This window comes from Kothea flammea (assembly GCF_052161645.1).
Classification (GTDB): domain Bacteria; phylum Planctomycetota; class Planctomycetia; order Pirellulales; family Pirellulaceae; genus Laterigemmans.
On sequence record NZ_CP197414.1, the window covers coordinates 1,472,892 to 1,491,023 of the forward strand.

At 54.6% G+C, this 18,132-nt stretch carries 21 protein-coding genes and 3 pseudogenes; 23 read left to right on the top strand and 1 reads right to left on the bottom strand.

The features are described 5' to 3' along the window. Nucleotides 1-50 precede the first annotated feature (50 nt). From SH139x_RS05190 to SH139x_RS05250, 13 genes and pseudogenes are all read left to right on the top strand, one after another. Nucleotides 51-1,103: a dihydroorotate dehydrogenase-like protein gene (locus SH139x_RS05190; protein WP_488354225.1), complete on the top strand. Its 1,053-nt coding sequence runs from the start codon at nt 51-53 to the stop codon at nt 1,101-1,103. 175 nt (nt 1,104-1,278) lie between these two features. Next, nucleotides 1,279-1,785 (top strand): annotated as a pseudogene (locus SH139x_RS05195) (vitamin K epoxide reductase family protein); the annotation flags it as partial. Nucleotides 1,786-1,797: 12 nt separating this feature from the next. After that, nucleotides 1,798-2,733: a DsbA family protein gene (locus SH139x_RS05200; RefSeq protein WP_488356170.1), complete on the top strand. Its 936-nt coding sequence runs from the start codon at nt 1,798-1,800 to the stop codon at nt 2,731-2,733. Between the two features lie 58 nt (nt 2,734-2,791). Continuing rightward, nucleotides 2,792-3,421, top strand: a complete 630-nt coding sequence (locus SH139x_RS05205; protein WP_488354226.1) for a MarC family protein — start codon at nt 2,792-2,794, stop codon at nt 3,419-3,421. A gap of 24 nt (nt 3,422-3,445) precedes the next feature. Further along, nucleotides 3,446-3,940 carry an MgtC/SapB family protein gene (locus SH139x_RS05210; RefSeq protein ID WP_488354227.1) on the top strand — a complete coding sequence of 165 codons (495 nt, stop codon included), beginning with the start codon at nt 3,446-3,448 and terminating at the stop codon, nt 3,938-3,940. A gap of 87 nt (nt 3,941-4,027) precedes the next feature. Beyond that, nucleotides 4,028-4,405: a SpoIIAA family protein gene (locus tag SH139x_RS05215; protein ID WP_488354228.1), complete on the top strand. Its 378-nt coding sequence runs from the start codon at nt 4,028-4,030 to the stop codon at nt 4,403-4,405. Nucleotides 4,406-4,594: 189 nt separating this feature from the next. After that, nucleotides 4,595-5,014: a CsbD family protein gene (locus SH139x_RS05220; RefSeq protein ID WP_488354229.1), complete on the top strand. Its 420-nt coding sequence runs from the start codon at nt 4,595-4,597 to the stop codon at nt 5,012-5,014. Between the two features lie 76 nt (nt 5,015-5,090). Continuing rightward, a complete protein-coding gene (locus SH139x_RS05225; RefSeq protein WP_146577450.1) occupies nt 5,091-5,252 on the top strand; it encodes a DUF3309 family protein in 162 nt (53 codons plus the stop codon). Between the two features lie 117 nt (nt 5,253-5,369). Continuing rightward, nucleotides 5,370-5,516, top strand: a pseudogene (locus SH139x_RS05230) (tryptophan-rich sensory protein); the annotation flags it as partial. Next, on the top strand, nt 5,501-7,450 hold the full coding sequence (locus SH139x_RS05235) for a heavy metal translocating P-type ATPase (RefSeq protein WP_488354230.1): 1,950 nt from the start codon (nt 5,501-5,503) through the stop codon (nt 7,448-7,450). The pseudogene SH139x_RS05230 and the gene SH139x_RS05235, both read left to right, overlap by 16 nt. A gap of 218 nt (nt 7,451-7,668) precedes the next feature. Further along, nucleotides 7,669-7,860 (top strand): annotated as a pseudogene (locus SH139x_RS05240) (histidine kinase dimerization/phospho-acceptor domain-containing protein); the annotation flags it as partial. A gap of 18 nt (nt 7,861-7,878) precedes the next feature. After that, complete coding sequence (locus SH139x_RS05245) at nt 7,879-8,784, top strand: response regulator (RefSeq protein WP_488356161.1); 906 nt, start codon at nt 7,879-7,881, stop codon at nt 8,782-8,784. Between the two features lie 129 nt (nt 8,785-8,913). Further along, nucleotides 8,914-9,303, top strand: coding sequence for a DUF302 domain-containing protein (locus tag SH139x_RS05250; protein ID WP_488354231.1), 390 nt, complete (start codon nt 8,914-8,916; stop codon nt 9,301-9,303). A gap of 26 nt (nt 9,304-9,329) precedes the next feature. Here SH139x_RS05250 and SH139x_RS05255 read toward each other — a convergent pair whose 3' ends face one another. Next, the gene (locus tag SH139x_RS05255; protein ID WP_488354232.1) at nt 9,330-9,692 is read right to left on the bottom strand and encodes a hypothetical protein; all 363 of its coding nucleotides are present in this window, start codon (nt 9,690-9,692) and stop codon (nt 9,330-9,332) included. Nucleotides 9,693-9,773: 81 nt separating this feature from the next. On the opposite strand from SH139x_RS05255, the gene SH139x_RS05260 reads away from it, so the two are divergent. From SH139x_RS05260 to SH139x_RS05305, 10 genes are read left to right on the top strand one after another with little or no spacing between them, the layout of a single operon-like run. Next, nucleotides 9,774-10,922 carry a glycoside hydrolase family 130 protein gene (locus SH139x_RS05260; protein WP_488354233.1) on the top strand — a complete coding sequence of 383 codons (1,149 nt, stop codon included), beginning with the start codon at nt 9,774-9,776 and terminating at the stop codon, nt 10,920-10,922. Beyond that, nucleotides 10,919-12,394: a F0F1 ATP synthase subunit beta gene (atpD, locus tag SH139x_RS05265; RefSeq protein WP_488354234.1), complete on the top strand. Its 1,476-nt coding sequence runs from the start codon at nt 10,919-10,921 to the stop codon at nt 12,392-12,394. Before SH139x_RS05260 ends, atpD begins: the two co-directional genes overlap by 4 nt. Next, a complete protein-coding gene (locus tag SH139x_RS05270) occupies nt 12,369-12,773 on the top strand; it encodes a F0F1 ATP synthase subunit epsilon (protein ID WP_488354235.1) in 405 nt (134 codons plus the stop codon). The genes atpD and SH139x_RS05270 overlap by 26 nt, the downstream gene beginning before the upstream one ends. Next, nucleotides 12,766-13,089, top strand: a complete 324-nt coding sequence (locus SH139x_RS05275; protein ID WP_488354236.1) for an AtpZ/AtpI family protein — start codon at nt 12,766-12,768, stop codon at nt 13,087-13,089. Before SH139x_RS05270 ends, SH139x_RS05275 begins: the two co-directional genes overlap by 8 nt. Further along, complete coding sequence (locus tag SH139x_RS05280; RefSeq protein ID WP_488354237.1) at nt 13,082-13,393, top strand: N-ATPase subunit AtpR; 312 nt, start codon at nt 13,082-13,084, stop codon at nt 13,391-13,393. Before SH139x_RS05275 ends, SH139x_RS05280 begins: the two co-directional genes overlap by 8 nt. Then, the gene (locus SH139x_RS05285) at nt 13,383-14,084 is read left to right on the top strand and encodes a F0F1 ATP synthase subunit A (RefSeq protein ID WP_488354238.1); all 702 of its coding nucleotides are present in this window, start codon (nt 13,383-13,385) and stop codon (nt 14,082-14,084) included. Before SH139x_RS05280 ends, SH139x_RS05285 begins: the two co-directional genes overlap by 11 nt. 8 nt (nt 14,085-14,092) lie before the next feature. After that, the gene (locus tag SH139x_RS05290; RefSeq protein WP_488354239.1) at nt 14,093-14,377 is read left to right on the top strand and encodes a F0F1 ATP synthase subunit C; all 285 of its coding nucleotides are present in this window, start codon (nt 14,093-14,095) and stop codon (nt 14,375-14,377) included. Between the two features lie 3 nt (nt 14,378-14,380). Further along, complete coding sequence (locus SH139x_RS05295) at nt 14,381-15,130, top strand: F0F1 ATP synthase subunit delta (RefSeq protein WP_488354240.1); 750 nt, start codon at nt 14,381-14,383, stop codon at nt 15,128-15,130. Then, entirely contained in the window at nt 15,127-16,653 is a 1,527-nt protein-coding gene (locus SH139x_RS05300; protein ID WP_488354241.1) for an alternate F1F0 ATPase, F1 subunit alpha, read from the top strand. The genes SH139x_RS05295 and SH139x_RS05300 overlap by 4 nt, the downstream gene beginning before the upstream one ends. Beyond that, nucleotides 16,650-17,624 (top strand): F0F1 ATP synthase subunit gamma, encoded by a 975-nt coding sequence (locus SH139x_RS05305; protein ID WP_488354242.1) that lies wholly within the window; start codon nt 16,650-16,652, stop codon nt 17,622-17,624. The genes SH139x_RS05300 and SH139x_RS05305 overlap by 4 nt, the downstream gene beginning before the upstream one ends. Nucleotides 17,625-18,132: the final 508 nt, after the last annotated feature.

Sequence of the window (18,132 nt, forward strand, 5' to 3'; positions counted from 1 at the left end):
TCAGGCATCCAAGCTGAATGCCGCCATTCACTTACAAAGCGTTAAAAAGAATGTCGAAAAAATTCACCACCAAGTACATGGGAATGGAGTTGTCGTCGCCCGTCGTTGTCGGCGCGTGTCCGTTAACGATTGAACCCGAGCAGGTTCGGCAAATGGTTTGCGCGGGAGCCGGCGCGATCGTGCTTCCGTCAATGCTTCAGGAACAGATCACGCACTCGATGATGAAATTGCGCGACCCGCTCGGTTCCATTTCGGAGAGCGGTTTTCGGCCACAGCAAGAGCAATACAATGGAGGCACGACGAACTACCGGGAGACGATTCGGAATCTTAAGCAACTTTGCCAAGTTCCCATTATCGGAAGTCTCAATGGTTCAACCGAGGGGCCATGGCTCGAATACGCCGCGGAAATCCAAGCCGCGGGTGCTGACGCGATCGAATTGAATTGGCAAAATGGGATGCCTGATCCCCACGAGTCGTGTGAAGCCTTGGAATGCCGTCTGATCGCTTTGGTCGAAAACCTCCGCAATCGCGTTTCGATTCCTGTCGCCGTCAAGCTCAGCCAACAGTTCAGCAATTTGGCTTCGGTCGCGCACCGCTTGCGGGCCACTGGGGTGGATGGTTTAGTGTTGTTCGCCCATCGCCCCCAGTGGGACGTCAGCATCGACCGCATGCACTGGACCATTCGTTGGGAACTTTCGCCGACCGGCTCTCTTGGCACCACTTTGGAAGGCATCGTTCACGCACGCACCGGCGGGTTGGATCTCTCGATTGCGGCGAGTGGCGGTGTGCGCACGGGTGAGGACGCACTCAAGACAATGATTGCAGGTGCGGACGTTGTGATGGTGACCTCGGAGATATATCGCCAAGGTCCTGGTGCGATCCAAAAAATTCTGCAGGGTATCTCGCACTTTCTCGACCTAAGTTCACACGACTCGTTGATGGCATTCCAGCAATCGCGACCGTCCGTCGAACTTACGAGCGAGCCGTTGTCGCGGTTGGAGTACGTCGACCCACTCACACGATCCGATCACTACGCCGATCCAATGCCTGAAGTCTCTGGTTTGACCGGAGATGCGTACGGCCACCAACTTGCCGGCAAATGAGGACCGTTAACGAAGTGCTAGCCGAGGCCTTGCCATGCTCCGATGTTTATCCCAACGTCGTGAGAGACCCCGTGATCGCATCTCGAAGTCTCATGCAGTTCGACAAGCATCTGTAGTCGAAAGTGGCATGGCCGCTTCTCCAAAATGTCGTCTCTAACTGCACAACGTGTCAACAATGAATCACTCGACCACCCCAACGCTGCCCGCTAGGCCTCAGGGAGCAATCCTCTCGAAATTGAATCCGTCCGCAGCGCTGAACTGGCTCCTTCAAGACATCAAATCGTTGCCGCGTTGGCCGGTAAGAACGGTGTTGGCGATATGTATCAGTGTGGCAATTGGCACAAGCAGCTATTTGTTGTGGACCCATTTGACCTCATCACCCATTGCGGGATGCGGGAGTGGTGGCGGGTGGATTGACTGTGAAGGTGTGGCAAGAAGCCGATGGTCAGTCTGGTTCGGCGTTCCCGTCAGCCTATTGGCACTCGCTATTTATTTCGCAATTGCTGTGTCTTTGGTTGTCGCAAGTTTGGATCGCTTCAGTCGGCCTCGACGCAAGATTGCTTGGATTGTCGTAACCGTTGCGGTGTTTGCTGCCGGAATGAGTGCGATCTGGTTCATCTCGGTTCAGCTTTTGGTCCTTCAACACATTTGTCTCTACTGCATGCTGGCTCACACGTGCGGGTTGGTTGCGACGATGACGTTGCTGATCGCTGGTCCGCTAAGAGCGAAGTCCGCCATGGCGATCGCATCGCTCAGTTTTATTGGGTTGATGATCTTGGTTTCTGGCCAACTCCTGACGCCTCCACCAGCGGCGTTCGAGATTGAGCGTTTCGACACACCAAGCGTCGATGGGAGCGATGCGTTGGAGATTGTTCCGCCTAACAGTCGCAACGAGAATCTGGAAGACAATCTATTTGGTGCTCCGGTGACCAGTACCGGAATTCAAAAGCCGCTTCAGGGATATGCTCACCTATTGGCGTTGCCCGGCTTAGTTGCCATCGGGATCGTCGAAGCCGAAGCAATGCAAGCTGATGAATTGCCAATACGAGTTGCATCTATTCAGGGAGGCGCAATCAAACTGAAAGTTGCGGATTGGCCGCACATTGGTCCCAGTGATGCGAAGTATGTCGTCGTGGAGATGTTCGACTATTGCTGTCCGCCTTGCCGTGAGACGTTCCAGGCGGTCCGTGGCGCGCAGCTCGAACTTGGCGACAAATTGGCAATTGTTCTATTGCCAGTTCCGCTTAATTCCGATTGCAATCCGACGATCAAGGTCACCGGTCCGCACTACAAAGAGTCGTGCGTGCTGTCGAAGCTCGCCGTAGCGACATGGCGAGTCGATCCGAAGGCGTTCGCATCGTTGCACTTGTGGATGATGGCAGACGAGCACCCTCCCACCTACGCCGATACGATTGCAAAAGCAAGAACGCTGGTGGATTCCAAGAAATTGGAGGTTGAACTAGCTTCAGCCGTTCCCGATCAATACATCTCGCGACACGCGGCTCTCTACAAGCGAGTGGGCGAAGGTGCGATTCCCAAATTAATGTTTCCTCGAACCAGCGTCGTTGGAAAGTTCACCTCGGTCGATGGTTTGGTTGATTTGATCCGACGCGAAGGGATGGAGCGATGAAACGCCACGGCTTTGCTTCGCGAGATAAATCTCTACGACAACCAGACATGGGAGAGTCATGGATGAACCATGGTTACCAGCTTTCGGGGCGGCTTCGTTGTCGGTCGTGAACCCGGTTGGGAACGCAGGCATATTTGCAACCATGGTGGAGTCCCGTAGCAATTCCGAATCAAGAAGCGTGGCAAGAACCTGCGCGATCGCGGTCCTCGTTATCATGCTCGTCTCCACCTGGTTTGGCGGAGAGGTGTTGCGTTGGACCGGCGTCGATGTCCCGGAGTTGCTGTCGGCCAGCGGCATCATCGTGTTGATCATCGGTTTGCGGATGCTATCCAACGACAAGTCGCGTGCGCAAACCAAGGAAGAAGCCAAAGACGCCTCAGATCGCGAGTCCATCGCAATTGTTCCGTTGGCAATTCCAATCGTCGGAGGACCAGGCACGATCGCATTGATCGTGGCGACCGCCCAGCAGCATCCAACGTTCAGTGATCGCGTTTGGATCTCAGCCGTTTGCTTTGTAATCGCGATCATCGTGGTCACCGTGTTTTCGCTAGCCAAATGCATCGCGGACGTCTTAGGAACAAACGGAATGGCTGTGGTGACGAGACTAATGGGGATGTTGCTCGCGTGCATTGCCATGGGAATGTTAGCGTCGGGCCTGCGAGGCTTGCTGCCCGAATGGTTCGCTTAGCTGGACATCATCAAGGCGATCGAAATGAACTACTTTGAAGTACTGATTCCAGCCGCGTCCGCGGTGCTGCTTGGCGGGGTGATTGGATTTGAACGCCAGATCAGCGGCCACTTTGCTGGCTTGCGCACACACATGTTGGTTTCCCTCGCGTCGGCCATTTTCGTTTTGGCCTGCCACGAGTTGTCTGCGGAGTCGACGCTCGACTTGACCCGTGTGGTCCAGGGAATCGCGGCCGGGGTTGGCTTCATCGGAGCGGGCACGATTCTGAAGACAAATGAAGGGCATGAGGTGCTCGGCCTGACATCGGCAAGCACGATCTGGCTGTCGGCTGCCATCGGCACCGCGTGTGGTCTTGGTCAGTATCCTTTGGCAGTCACGAGTGCGGTGCTGACAATCCTTGTTCTGGTCACTCTGCGCCCGATTGAAGATCACTTTGGCAAAAGGCAAAACAAGAACGCGAGGAAGAATCTTAGTCTCTTTCACATGCAATGGCGGAATCCGCCATGTTGTTTTCAGTGAGCACGCGATGGGAACGATGAATGACCCGAAATACAATCTGTTCAGTAAACGCCAAACAATACCCAGCCCACCATGCGAGACAATTTCATGACCGTGCTATTGAACGAGGAAGCCGACGGGAAGATTCTGATCCTGACGCTGAGCGGTAAGCTCAGTGCCGATGACTATGCCCACTTCACAAAGGAAGTGGAGGGAGCGGTCGCCGTGCACGGAAAGATTCGCTTCTTGGTTGAGATGTATGACTTCCACGGTTGGACGATCGGGGCGATGTGGGAAGACATCAAGTTCGACATCAGTCACTACGCTCACATTGAACGAGTCGCCTTGGTCGGTGACCGGAAGTGGGAAGAGGGCATGGCGATGTTTTGCAAACCCTTTACCACCGCGACCGTTCGCTACTTTGACGAGTCTGAAGCGAATGAAGCCTCGTCATGGATTCACGAAGGGCTTGTTTTGGCGAGCTAAGAATGCTGTGAAGAACAAATTCCAAGAATCAGCGGGCGAAGCGAAAGAGGAAGTCAATGAACTGGTGCGACCAGCGACGGAACCATCGCCAACGAAGCAATGATTCCCGCGAAGCAACACGAAACGAAGGTGCGTATCCTTCGTTGAGCATCCGCTTGACATCTTATCAAAAATGGAACTGACAGAACAATGATTAGCCAACAAACACTCCAGGGAAACTGGAACGAATTCAAGGGTCGACTGCGGAGCAAGTGGGGCGAACTCACCGATGATGATGTCATGACGTTCAATGGCGATGTCGATCAACTGATGGGCACGATCCAGAGAAAGACCGGAGAGGCCAGGGAGAATGTCGAGCAGTTTTTCGACGAGTTTAGTAACGAAGCCACCGCCGCGTTAAACCACACCCGCGAAAATGTTCGTGCGACAGCCAACCAAGCGGTCAACTGTGCTCAAGAAGCATCGCAACAAGCCGCAACCGCTGTGCGCGACGGCTATGCTGAAGTCGAAGGGATGGTTCGTCGACATCCGTACGAATCGTTGATGTTTTGCGTAGGCTGCGGTCTGATTGCCGGTGTGGCCGTGAGCCTGTTTCTGCGATCACGATGATTCGTTTGCTTGTCGTCCAGTGGCTTGAAAGCAACTGATCAGATGCGAAACATGCTCACCCTTTTGGAAGATGAAGATGCTAGGAACAATCTTACTCGTCGTGCTGATTCTGTTGCTGCTGGGAGCGATCCCGGCTTGGCCGCACAGTCGCAGTTGGGGCTATGGCCCGAGCGGCGGCTTGGGGCTCGTCGTCGTGATCCTGCTTGTGTTGTTGCTGATGGGACGTTTGCCGTTTTGATGAGTGACACTGCGAAGTCAGCGACCATTGATCAATGCCAAGCATTCGCCCTCGTCGGCTGGGTTGCGTTATGTCTTGCAACGGCCGGTACTGGTTTCTTTGTATCCGTTGATGGTTGATATCACGCTCCTCTGGTTGGTACTCGGCGCAACCTTGATTGCGTTCTGGAAAGTTAACAGACAAGCGGGGTTTTTGCTCGTTCCCTATCTGGCCTGGGTGAGTTTTGCCGCGTTCTTAAACTTCACACTGTGGCAGATGAACTGAGTATCGAATTGACCACCCCGACCGAACAGCAAAGCAAAACCGGATCGCCGAGATCCAACCCGCCCAAGCCGGTTTCAAATCGGCTCTTCAAGTGGCGGAGCCGAAAGTCGCTCGTCATCGCGGCCTTCGCCATTTTGGCGATTGTTTTGCATCTGCTGCTGCGGTTTGGCCTCAAGGCCACGACGGCGCTCAGCGAAATTCCATTGTTGGTAACGTTGGTTGTCGGCGGTCTCCCGCTGCTATTTGACCTGCTGAAGAAACTGATCAAGCGAGAATTCGGTTCGGATTTGTTGGGTGGGATTTCGATCATCACCTCCGTGCTGTTGGGCGAGTACCTTGCCGGTTCGATCATTGTATTGATGCTCTCCGGTGGCGAAGCTTTGGAGTCGTATGCGCTTCGCAGTGCATCTTCGGTGCTGGCGGCACTTGCCAAACGCATGCCGTCGGTTGCTCACCGCAAGCAGAACTCCGAAATTGCCGATGTGGAACTGGCGGAAGTTGTCGTCGGCGACACGCTGATTCTCTACCCACACGACATTTGCCCGGTCGATGGCGAGGTCATCGAGGGTCACGGGGTGATGGACGAATCTTACCTAACAGGCGAGCCGTTCCAGATTACCAAGACCGCCGGTTCGACGGTGATATCGGGTGCGATTAACGGCGAATCGGCGCTGACCATACGCACGACTCAGGTGGCCGCTGATTCACGCTACGCCAAGATCATGCGAGTGATGCAAGAATCGGAAAGCAAACGACCAAAGTTGCAACGGCTTGGCGATCAAATAGGTGCGTTCTATACACCGATCGCATTGGCTGTCGCGATCCTTGCGTGGTCTATCAGCGGCGACCCAATTCGTTTCTTGGCGGTGTTGGTGATCGCCACTCCCTGTCCGCTGCTACTAGCGATTCCAATTGCCATAATCGGCTCGATCTCGCTTTGCGCTCGACGAGCGATCATCGTGAAGAGTCCCGTTGTGCTGGAACAGATCGCTGGATGCCGTACCGCCATTTTCGACAAGACGGGAACGCTGACATACGGTGAACCGACGCTTACCGAGCAAGTGATCGCATCGGGCTTTGGGCAAAAGGATGTGCTGACTGTCGTTGCAAGTTTGGAACGCTACTCCAAGCATCCACTTGCCGGGGCCATTCTTGACGCGGCCAAATCCGATGCGATTCATTTGCAGGAAGCGACTGAAGTGGGCGAGCGTCCAGGACAGGGGCTCGTCGGAATTGTCTCCAGCCGCACGGTTCAGATCACTAGCCGCAACAAGTTACTCTCGCAGGACATTGCTGGTGCAGATCAACTTCCCGCCGTCGCCGGGGGGCTCGAGTGTGTCGTCGCGATCGATGGCCGCTATGCCGCCGTGTTTCGATTCCGGGACGCACCGCGATCAGAAAGTCGATGTTTCGTTGAGCATCTGGGGCCGAAGCACGCTTTCACTCGCGTGATGCTCGTCTCTGGAGACCGCGAGTCGGAGGTTCGTTATCTCGCTGAAAAAGTTGGAATCACGGAAATCTTCGCGGAGCAAAGTCCAGAACAGAAACTTGCTCTTGTTCGCCTCGAAACAGCGAAGGCAAAAACGCTGTACGTCGGCGATGGCATTAACGACGCACCAGCGATGATGGCCGCGACGGTCGGCATGTCAATCGGTCAGAACAGTGATGTGACCGCGGAGGCTGCGGGGGTCGTGGTGATGAACAACTCGCTGGAAAAGGTTGACGAGTTCATGCATATCAGTCGTCGGATGCGAACCATTGCGCTGCAAAGTGCCATCGGCGGGATGGCGCTGAGCTTGATCGGAATGGGCTTCGCGGCGGCGGGTTATCTCAGCCCAGTGATGGGCTCGATCACCCAAGAGGTGATTGATGTCGCCGCGGTGCTCAACGCTTTGCGGGCAGCCCTCCCACCCAAAGTGATCCACGACCTGTGATGCGGCGTGACACGCAGTGGCAAAATCCGCCATGGTAGTTTACTGGCGATCCTCGATTGTGGGAGACTACCACAATGCGAAAATTCGCCTAATTGGCGGGAAAACAGATTTCAAAAGAATCCCAAGACGTAAAACACATGAATGATTCAAATGACCAAAGACAACCGTTGGAATCGACGTTGGAGTATGCCGCGATTCGTTCGAAATTAGTTGTCGAGATGGAGCACCGTAATACTGAATTGCTCGCGACTTTGGGACACGAACTTCGCAATCCGCTGGCCCCACTCAAAAACGGCCTTCGATTGATGGCCATGATGAGTTTGAGCGAGGAAGCTGAAACGGTTCTAGCAATGATGTCACGTCAAGTGGATCAGATCGTTCATTTGGTTGAGGACACGGTTGACGCTTCGCGGATCAATTGCGGCAAAGTGATACTTGACAAACAGGTGTTTACACTTGCCTCGGTGATCCAAGCTGCTGTCGAAGAGACATCAATCTTCATTTCCGAAAATGGTTTGTCGCTCGAGGTGATCGACGAAAGTGGTAGCGCATGTGTTTGTGGCGATCGTTGTCGATTGACTCAGGTAGTCAGCAATTTGTTGAACAATGCTGCCAAATTTGGAAGAAGCGGCGGCAGAATTGTGCTGAATCTGGGTACAAACGACCGCTTTTTGTTCATTCGAGTTCACGACAACGGGATTGGTATCCCCGCCGATCAGTTGACAAAGATATTTACGATGTATGAACAAGTTGAAACCGTGAATGGATGTCGTTCTGCAGGACTTGGGATCGGATTGGCCTTGGTCAGAAGCCTGGTGGAATTACATGGAGGCGCTGTAACTGCTGCCAGCGATGGTCTCGATTGCGGTAGCACCTTCACCGTCCGTTTGCCGATTGTGACAGGAATGAATGGAGACGACGTTCCCTCTAATGTGGTCTCTGATCAACGCTCCCACCAGCGTCACGTGCTGATCGTTGACGATCTGCGAGCGATGCGCTTCGTGACCAAACAGTTGTTAGAGAAATTAGGACACGAGGTCCGTGTCGCTGAGAACGGGAGAGACGCATTGAAAATCCTTGAAACGTTCAAACCAGAAGTCGTTTTTTCTGATCTGACCATGCCCGTGATGGGCGGTCACGAACTGGCGCGCGAAATTCGTAGGCGGAACGGCCTTGAGAGTATCCGTTTAGTCGCATTGTCTGGAAATGGGCAAACGTTCGAACGCGAGATGGCTTTTGAAGCCGGATTCGATCATCACCTTACCAAGCCGATCGATTTTCAGCAGCTTCAAGAATTATTCAACGAGTTGGACTGTCCAAGCAATCAACCTTGAATCCCCTCGGCAGATATCGAAGGTCTGCATTTTAACCATGAAGTTCGGTATGCCGTGTGCTCGGGATTGGCATGGCCAATGAAAAAACTTCCGGGTCTGCAACGAACACTCAACCATGAAAGCGAATAAATGCTGATCGAAGTCCCGACCGACAAAACCGTAAGTGAAGCGGCGTCTGCTTTGCAGACGGCCGTCGACGCCAATCGCTTTGGCGTCATGCAGGTTCACAACCTTAAAGAGACCATGACGAAGAAAGGGGTGGCGTTGGCCGGTGAATGCCTGATCTTCGAGGTCTGTCAGCCGCAACAGGCAAAGGAGGTGCTCGATGCAGACATGAGTGTCTCCACCGCACTGCCGTGCAGAATTTCGATCTACGAGAAGGATGGGAGAACGGTATTGGCAACATTGAAGCCAACAAATTTGCTGGCAATGTTCAACGTCCCACAACTCGAGGAGGTTGCTCAAGAAGTGGAAGACACCATCGTTACGATTTTGGAGGAGGCGGCAAAGGCTGACTGATTGGCTAGTCTCGCTCAAAAAGAGACTCAAAGAATATTGCCAAAGGTCAGGCTCCCATTGAAGAGAAGCAAAAGTGGGATCCTGACTTTGCGAAACGAAAGAAGATTCAAGCGATCCTTGATGACTTGATTCCCGAGTTCTCGGTCAACCTCGGTGGCACCGCGTCGATTGTTGTCACAAAGCCCGGAATAACGAAAGCGTTTGGGACTGGAAAGCTCCGCGACACATTGGGTATTGTGATCCCCGACATGCTCTTCATCGGCGACGCGGTTTTCCCTGGCGGGAACGATTTCCCGGCCAAGCAAGCGGGGGTAACGTCGATCTGTGTTCGAGATCTTGAGGAAACTAAGCGGGTTGTTGAGGCGATCGTGGCTTGTGTTGAAGGGCAAAAAAATTGCGGGGCAAAAAAATAAGAGAACCGATCGCGCGATATTTTTTTTGCTCACCCATTTATTTTGCCCAAAATAGCAATGAACAATTTTCAACTGAAACGCCTTAGCTTACTCATGGAACCGGAACCCGGTAATTCGCATGAAGTCGGCGGGGTTCTGAATCCGGCGGCAATTCGCGGACCGGATGGCAACTTGTATCTCTTTCCACGACTCGTTGCCAATGACAACTTCTCTCGCATTGGCATTGCTCGAGTCCAGTTCGACGATGCCGGTAATCCGTGCGGCGTCGAGCGGTTGGGGATCGCGTTGGAACCGGAAGCGGATTACGAGTTGCAGGCAGATGGTTGCGGTGGATGTGAAGACGCCCGAGTCACCTATGTCGAACACTTCGAGCGCTATTTGATGACCTACACCGCGTTTTCCAGGATTGGTCCTCGCATCGCTTTGGCTGTGTCCGAGGACTTGTTTCACTGGAGGCGTTTAGGGCTTGCCACCTTTGAACCGTTTCGCGGTACAGACTTCGTTGGTGTCGCCAACAAAGACGCAAGTCTGTTTCCAGTCGCGATACCGAACCACCGAGGCAAACTGCAACTTGCAATGATTCATCGGCCTCTCTTTCCCGGATCATTGCCGGAAGAAACGGACTGTGATCAATGCTCGCGGATGGTTGATCTCGAACACGAAAGCATTTGGATCTCCTATTGCCCGATGGAACTGGATGGAATCGCGCCAAAGCACCTGGGTCTATTCAATTCCCATCATCGCTTGGCGACGCCCGTCGAGCCTTGGGAGTCGCTAAAAATCGGTGGCGGCACCCCGCCGATTATGACGCGGCACGGCTGGATGATGCTTTATCACGGTGTTCACGCGGAAGCATCCAACAACGCAGCGAACCGACGCCTCTGCTATTCCGCCGGTGTTATGATCCTGTCGACAGAGCATCCGCGAACGATTCTGTATCGTTCTGCTGAGCCGATTTTGACGCCGATTGACCCCCACGAACGCGCTGGCGTCGTCGAGAACGTGGTGTTCCCCACCGGCATTGATTGCCGAACGGACATCGGGCAACCCGATCGGTTCGACGTTTACTACGGCATGGCCGATTCACGCATCGGTGTCGCGACCCTGCATGTTCCGACAGAATTACCAACGACAATACGGCCAATCGTCGACCCTCCCAATGCCATTGTACCGCTTGTCCCAACGCATTCGGAGGTTCCGGTTTGAAAGCCCAACAAGCTGATTCACTGAACCAGGGTGTCGTCGTGTCGGTGCGGGGGAGTGTTGTCGACGTTCGCTTCGATCGACACCTGCCTCCGATCCATTCGATTTTGCGGACTGGCGATCAACAGCAGATCGTCCTCGAAGTGTTATCGCAGCAAGACGCTCAATGCGTGCGTGGCATCTCGCTCACACCGACGCAAGGATTGGCTCGCGGGATGACGGTGCAAGATACCGGTGGACCATTGGAGGCTCCGGTCGGCAAAGCTTTGTTGTCCCGCATGTTCGATGTGTTCGGGAATACGATTGACCTTGGTGAAGAACTAACAGGCGTCGAGCGACGGAGCGTCCACCGCGACCCGCCGCCTCTGTCGCGAAGGTCGACCAAATCGGAAGTTTTCGAGACGGGCATCAAGGTGATCGACGTTCTTGTGCCGCTCGAACGCGGCGGGAAGGCCGGGCTGTTCGGAGGTGCCGGGGTGGGTAAGACGGTTTTGCTGACCGAGTTGATTCACAACATGGTGGGCAAGCAAAAGGGGGTCAGCATTTTCTGCGGCATCGGCGAGCGTTGTCGAGAAGGCGAGGAACTGTACCGCGAAATGAAGGACGCGGGAGTGCTGAAGGACATGGCGATGGTGTTCGGTCAAATGAACGAACCACCTGGCGCTCGGTTTCGCGTCGGGCATGTCGCACTCACGATGGCAGAATATTTTCGAGACGACGAACACCGCGACGTGTTGTTGCTGATCGACAACATCTTTCGCTTTATTCAAGCCGGTATGGAAGTGTCCGGAATGATGGGGCAGATGCCGTCGCGACTCGGCTATCAACCGACGATGGGTACCGAGCTTGCGAGCCTCGAGGAACGCATTGCCAACACGAGCACCGGCGCGATCACGTCGATTCAAGCCGTTTACGTTCCCGCCGATGACTTTACCGACCCGGCAGCCATTCATACGTTTTCACACCTCTCGGCGTCGATCGTGCTTTCACGCAAACGAGCCAGCGAGGGACTTTTCCCGGCGATCGACCCATTGCAATCGAGTTCTAAAATGGCGACGCCGAGTGTCGTTGGCAGGCGACATTACGAACTGGCTCAGGAGCTCCGTCGAACGTTGGCTCAGTACGCCGACCTGAAAGACATCATCGCGATGCTCGGCCTGGAACAACTATCGCCAAAAGACCGAAAGATCGTCGGCCGTGCGAGACGTTTAGAACGTTTTTTGACGCAACCATTCTTTACGACGGAACAGTTCACGAGCTTGAAGGGAAAACTCGTCAACCTGGACGACGCGCTCGATGGTTGCGAGCGAATTTTGAACGACGAATTTGAGGATGCCGACGAGAGCGATCTGTACATGATCGGCAAGATCGACGAAGCAAAGGTGAAGGCCAAGACGAGATCCAAAGCGAAGCCGAAGTCGGAATCACCCTCGGACGAAGGGAGCCAGCATGTCGTCGGAACTCATGCGACTTAAAATCCAGCTGCCCTTTGGCGTGTTCGCGGACAAAACCGGAGTTGCTCGGATCGTGGCCGAGTCCCGTGTCGGGTCGTTCGGGCTTTTGCCTCACCGGCTCGATTGCGTGGCGTCGCTGATGCCGGGGATTTTGATCTACGAGACGGAAGATGAAGGCCAGGTCTATATGGCGATCGACGAAGGCGTACTGATCAAGACTGGGTTGGAAGTGCGGGTGTCCGTTCGCAACGCCATTGTGGGATCGGACCTGGGCCATCTGCAATCCGCAGTACGAGACGAGTTTATGGCTTTGGATGAACAACAACAGTCTGTTCGCCAGTCGATGGCCAAGTTGGAATCGAACATCGTTCATCGTTTGGCGGAGTTGCATCGTGACTAAACCGTCCGAAAAACAAAGCGGCTTTCAACAGCAGGTTGGCACGAAGGCAAAACGCAAACTCAAGGCTCAGCGTTCGCCGCATCAAGGCGTCTGGTTTGGACTGGGCATGATGGGGTTGATCGGCTGGTCGATCGTCGTTCCCACGCTGCTGGGTGCTGCCATCGGTGCGTGGTTGGATCGCAAGCACGCCGCCAGCCACTCGTGGACGCTGACGCTTTTGATCGCTGGACTGCTGATCGGATGTTGGAGTGCTTGGCAATGGGTGGCAAAGGAAGACAAAGCAATGCGGGACGAACAGGAGAACGACGATGAATGACGGACTGGCTTTGATTTTCGCGTTCGCCGCAGGCATGGTGCTGGGTGGCGTTTTCTTTGGCGGTCTCTGGTGGACCGTTCGCAAATGCGTCGCGACACCGTATCCAGCGCGCTGGATGATGGGTAGTGCGCTCGCTCGAATGAGCATCACGCTTGCCGGGTTCTATTTTGTTAGCGATGGGCAAATCAAACCACTACTGGCTTGCTTGGTCGGATTCATCGCGGCGAGATTGATCGTGATGCGGTTAACTCGACCTGCGAATCAAGTTTCGGCCAAGCCACAGGAGACTCGTCATGCGACTTAGTCCCGATGAACTTGTCTTTTGGCAATACGGATGGTTCAAGTTAAACGCCACCATTGTGTTCAGCTGGGTGATCATGTTAGCGATGGCGATCGGGGCCAAGCTGATCACGCGAAAGCTATCGACGGATCACCAGCGGAGTCGCTGGCAGAACCTGCTCGAGATCGTCATTTGCGGAATTCAGCAACAGATCGCCGATATCGGACTCAAGCAACCTCGCAAGTACATCGGCTTTCTAGGCACCCTGTTTCTGTTCGTCGCGCTCTCCGCTCTATGTACCGTCATTCCAGGCTACGAACCACCGACCGGTTCGCTGTCGACCACGATGGCACTCGCAATGTGCGTCTTCGTGGCCGTTCCCATGTTTGGCGTCGAGGCACAGGGAATTGGCGGCTACTTGCGAACCTACATTGAACCGACGGTGATCATGCTTCCCTTCAACCTCATCAGCGAAACGTCGCGGACGCTGGCGTTGGCCGTGCGTTTGTTCGGAAACATGATGAGCGGGGCGATGATCATGGCCATTCTGCTGACGATCACACCGCTGCTGTTCCCCATCGTCATGACGGCACTTGGACTGCTGACCGGAATGGTCCAAGCGTACATCTTTAGCATCTTGGCGGCCGTATACATCGCAGCGGCTACGAGGGTCCGCGAGACGAAACCAAAGAATATCCCACAACAACTTAAATAGGAAAAACCATGGACAGCATGACCATTATTGGAATGACCTCAATGATCTGTGCCGCGTTCGCAACGAGCATCGGTTGCATGATGCCGGCACTCGCGGAAGGAAAAGCGGTGGCGACGGCGTTGAGTGCCCTGGCACAACAACCCGACGCGTCCTCCACCATCACGCGGACACTGTTCGTTGGCCTGGCGATGATCGAATCGACCGCAATCTATTGCTTTGTCGTTTCGATGATTCTGATTTTTGCCAACCCGTTTTGGAATCACTTCATCGCTCAAGCAACAGCAGGGAATTAGCTCATGCTGGTCGATTGGTTTACCGTCGCCGCACAGGCCATCAACTTCCTGATCCTTGTCTGGCTAATGAAACGATACTTGTACCGCCCGATTCTGCAAGCCATTGATGAACGCGAAAAGAAGATCGCGGCGGAATTGGCTGACGCGGATGCGAAACGTGCGGAAGCAAAACAGGAACGCGACGAATTCGAGCGCAAGAACTATGAGTTTGATCAGCAACGTGCCGCATTGTTGAGCAAAGCCACCGACGAGGCGGCGACGGAACGTACGCGACTGCTCGATGAAGCAACGAAAGCCGCCGACGAGCTTGCCACCAAACGACGCGATGCGCTGGAGACCGAGCAGAAAGACTTGAGCGATGAGATATCGCGGCGAACCCATCGGGAAGTCTTTGCCTTGACGCGAAAGACGCTGGGCGACTTGGCGTCGGTGGATTTGGAAACGCGGATGTGTGACGTGTTCACCGATCGCCTGCGATCGCTCGACGGAGAAGTCCGACAAGAGTTGTCCGCCGCCACCGAGAACGGCAAGCAATCGACACGAGTGCGAAGTGCATTTGAATTGCCAACCGAGCAGCGATCGCAAATTCAATCGGCATTGAACGACATGATGTCAGCTGACGTTCCGATCCAGTTCGATGCTGAACCAAACCTCATCAGCGGCATCGAGTTAACGGTCAACGGTAAGAAAATGGCGTGGAGCGTGAAGGGGTATTTAGAAAGCGCGGAGGCAGAGGTAACCAATTTGCCATGAGCACTCTACAAGCCATCTATGATAACGTTTTCTCGCAACTCACAAACTACCGCGAAGCCTTCACGCCAATACTATCACTTCACGAAATTGGCACGATTACCAATGTCGCAACCGGGATCGCGAAGGTGTCGGGGCTGCCAAATGTTGGCTTTGAGGAACTTGTGCGTTTTCCCGGCGACGTGTTCGGCATTGCGTTCAATGTGGACGAGCACGAGGTAGGCGTCGTGTTGCTGGGCAACTATTCGCGGTTGCATGCAGGCGACGAGGTCTGGCGGACCGGCCGAGTGATGGATGTGGCTGTCGGCGAAGGTTTGCTGGGACGCGTGGTCGATCCACTCGGGCGACCTCTTGATGGCAACGGCGTCGTGCATTGCAACGAGCGTCTTCCCATCGAGCGCCCCGCACCGCCGATCATGGATCGTGCTCCGGTGACCGTGCCGCTGCAAACGGGAATTAAAGTCATCGACGCTTTGATTCCCATTGGACGAGGGCAACGCGAGTTGATTCTGGGTGATCGTCAGACCGGAAAGACCGCGATTGCACTCGACACGATGATTAATCAGCGGGGCCAAGATACCGTTTGCGTTTACTGCGCGATCGGTCAGCGGGCTTCCGCGGTCGCCAAAGCTGTCGCGGTTCTGAAGGAGAACAACGCGATGGAATACACGGTTGTGGTGGTAAGTGAAGGAAACGATCCACCCGGCTTGGCCTACATCGCACCGTACGCAGCAACCAGCATTGCCGAGTACTTTATGGAGCAAGGTCGCGATGTGCTGATCGTCTACGATGACTTGACTCAGCACGCGCGAGCTTATCGCGAACTGTCCCTGTTGCTGCGTCGGCCACCGGGGCGAGAGGCGTTTCCGGGCGACATTTTTTACATTCACTCACGATTGCTGGAACGCTCAACGCACCTACGAGAGGACTTGGGCGGCGGATCACTGACAGCCCTTCCGATCATCGAAACGGAAGCACAGGATATTTCCGCGTACATTCCCACGAACCTGATTTCCATAACCGACGGGCAAATCTATTTGTCCCCGTCCCTGTTCGAGCTTGGCGTCCTGCCTGCGGTGGATGTGGGAAAATCGGTTTCGCGTGTCGGTGGCAAAGCTCAGCGACCGACCTACCGATCGGTCGCTGGAGATTTGAAACTTGCCTACGCTCAGTTTCAGGAATTGGAGACGTTCGCGCGATTTGGTGCACGGCTGGACGATAGCACTCGCGCGATTATCGCAAATGGTCAGCGAATCCGATCATGTCTGAAGCAGCCCGAGTTTTCGCCGGTGTCAGTTCCTTCACAAATCGCAATCTTGCTGGCGTTGAGCGAGGGACTCTTTGACGACGTGCCGATCGAGACGATGCCGGAAGCGGAACAATCGGTGAAAGTCACGGCGGCCAACATGCCAGCTGCGATTCGCGAACGGTTGGACACAGTCAAGAAGTTCAGCAACGAAGATCAGCAAGCAATTGTCGAGCTAACTCGCAGCGCGATTGCGTCCGTCGTAAAAGGATCGTCATGAGCAATAGCATGGCGGACTTGCGGCGCAAGATCAGCACCGCCGACGACCTGCAATCGGTGGTTCGCACAATGAAAGCGATAGCGGCGTCCAGCGTTGAACAGTATGAACGCTCCGTACTCGCCTTGCGTGACTACTACCAAGCCATCGAACTTGGGCTGAGTGCTTGCTTTCAAAAAGAAGAGCTTCTAACTCCGGTGCATTCGACGACGACAACGGGAAAGCCTAAGATCATCTCCGCCATCGTGTTTGGTTCCGACCAAGGTCTGGTGGGCCAATTCAACGACGTGATCACCGACTTTGCCGTGGAGAAGCTGTCGGATCTTGCCGGCGAGCTGAAGGTTTGGGCCGTCGGCGAACGAGTGCATGGGAGGCTCGCGGATTCCGGCTTGCCGCTTCAGGGGCTGTTTTCGGTGCCCAATTCTGTCAAGGGAATTGCAGCGCTGGTGGGACAAATGCAAATCGAAAGCATCAGTGATCAACTCGAACACGAACCGACTTCCTTTTTCGTGTTCCACAACCGCCCGCAGACTGGATCACTTTATGAACCGGTCTCGCAGCGAATGCTACCACTCGACTCGCAATGGAAACAACGCCTGACCGAACTTCAATGGCCGACGCACAGCCGCGCGGAAATCCTGGGAGGCCATCTGGTGACGTTGCAATCACTGATCCACGAATACCTGTTCATCACGTTGTACCGAGCCTGTGCTGAGTCGCTCGCCAGCGAGAACGCCAGCCGACTCGCCGCCATGCAGCGAGCCGATAAAAACATCGACGAGCTACTCGAAACCCTGCACACCCAATTCCACCGCCAGCGACAAGGCAGCATCGACGAGGAACTATTTGACGTCGTCTCAGGCTTTGAGCAATTATTAAGCAAGACGTTTCCGCCACCACGGTTTGGTGGAAGTAACGATCGAGATGAAATCAGAGAGCCAAACGATGATGACCATGAAATTGATCATCACTGACACGGCACGAGAAAAGGCAGGTTAAGCTGGCTTGGCAAGGTTCAAATTATAAGGCGTTTACTTTTTGTCGTCGTATCACGGCGGTCAATCGTCGAGGATACATGGATAGTTGGGCCAGTCAATGACTTCGTCGAGATGCATGCCGATCGCACCGACGAGCGAGGAAGACGACTCGTCGTGAAGAATGGAGGTCTGCCAGAGAGGGAAGTCCTCACCGCCGCCGAGGCGATTTCGGTGAAGCCCTACCACGAGGAGCGGCCGCACCAATCGAAGGAAAACGGCGTCCTGAAATTCCGGTGGCGAGCTCGGATGGCGACGAGAAATCCAGCAGCAGTGATTCATCGTCCCCGGATTCAGCTGGCATCAAGTGCCGACAGCGGCTCGGCGGGCTGTTAAAACACTACCTTCGCGTGGCCGCGAGACGGGCTCGAGCCATAACCCCATTTTCGCCCCTGGCACGCACCTAAGACGCGTCCGCTCACGCCAACACCACCGTCGCGGGGCGTGC

Excerpts from the sequence above, each read along its gene's own strand:
- SH139x_RS05305 (WP_488354242.1), top strand. The coding sequence starts at position 16,650 with ATGAGCAATAGCATGGCGGACTTGCGGCGCAAGATCAGCACCGCCGAC.
- SH139x_RS05215 (WP_488354228.1), top strand. The coding sequence starts at position 4,028 with ATGACCGTGCTATTGAACGAGGAAGCCGACGGGAAGATTCTGATCCTG.
- SH139x_RS05280 (WP_488354237.1), top strand. The coding sequence starts at position 13,082 with ATGAATGACGGACTGGCTTTGATTTTCGCGTTCGCCGCAGGCATGGTG.
- SH139x_RS05220 (WP_488354229.1), top strand. The coding sequence starts at position 4,595 with ATGATTAGCCAACAAACACTCCAGGGAAACTGGAACGAATTCAAGGGT.
- SH139x_RS05210 (WP_488354227.1), top strand. The coding sequence starts at position 3,446 with ATGAACTACTTTGAAGTACTGATTCCAGCCGCGTCCGCGGTGCTGCTT.
- SH139x_RS05200 (WP_488356170.1), top strand. The coding sequence starts at position 1,798 with ATGACGTTGCTGATCGCTGGTCCGCTAAGAGCGAAGTCCGCCATGGCG.
- SH139x_RS05250 (WP_488354231.1), top strand. The coding sequence starts at position 8,914 with ATGCTGATCGAAGTCCCGACCGACAAAACCGTAAGTGAAGCGGCGTCT.
- SH139x_RS05225 (WP_146577450.1), top strand. The coding sequence starts at position 5,091 with ATGCTAGGAACAATCTTACTCGTCGTGCTGATTCTGTTGCTGCTGGGA.
- SH139x_RS05290 (WP_488354239.1), top strand. The coding sequence starts at position 14,093 with ATGGACAGCATGACCATTATTGGAATGACCTCAATGATCTGTGCCGCG.
- SH139x_RS05190 (WP_488354225.1), top strand. The coding sequence starts at position 51 with ATGTCGAAAAAATTCACCACCAAGTACATGGGAATGGAGTTGTCGTCG.
- SH139x_RS05205 (WP_488354226.1), top strand. The coding sequence starts at position 2,792 with ATGGATGAACCATGGTTACCAGCTTTCGGGGCGGCTTCGTTGTCGGTC.
- SH139x_RS05270 (WP_488354235.1), top strand. The coding sequence starts at position 12,369 with ATGTCGTCGGAACTCATGCGACTTAAAATCCAGCTGCCCTTTGGCGTG.
- SH139x_RS05260 (WP_488354233.1), top strand. The coding sequence starts at position 9,774 with ATGAACAATTTTCAACTGAAACGCCTTAGCTTACTCATGGAACCGGAA.
- SH139x_RS05285 (WP_488354238.1), top strand. The coding sequence starts at position 13,383 with ATGCGACTTAGTCCCGATGAACTTGTCTTTTGGCAATACGGATGGTTC.
- SH139x_RS05295 (WP_488354240.1), top strand. The coding sequence starts at position 14,381 with ATGCTGGTCGATTGGTTTACCGTCGCCGCACAGGCCATCAACTTCCTG.
- SH139x_RS05300 (WP_488354241.1), top strand. The coding sequence starts at position 15,127 with ATGAGCACTCTACAAGCCATCTATGATAACGTTTTCTCGCAACTCACA.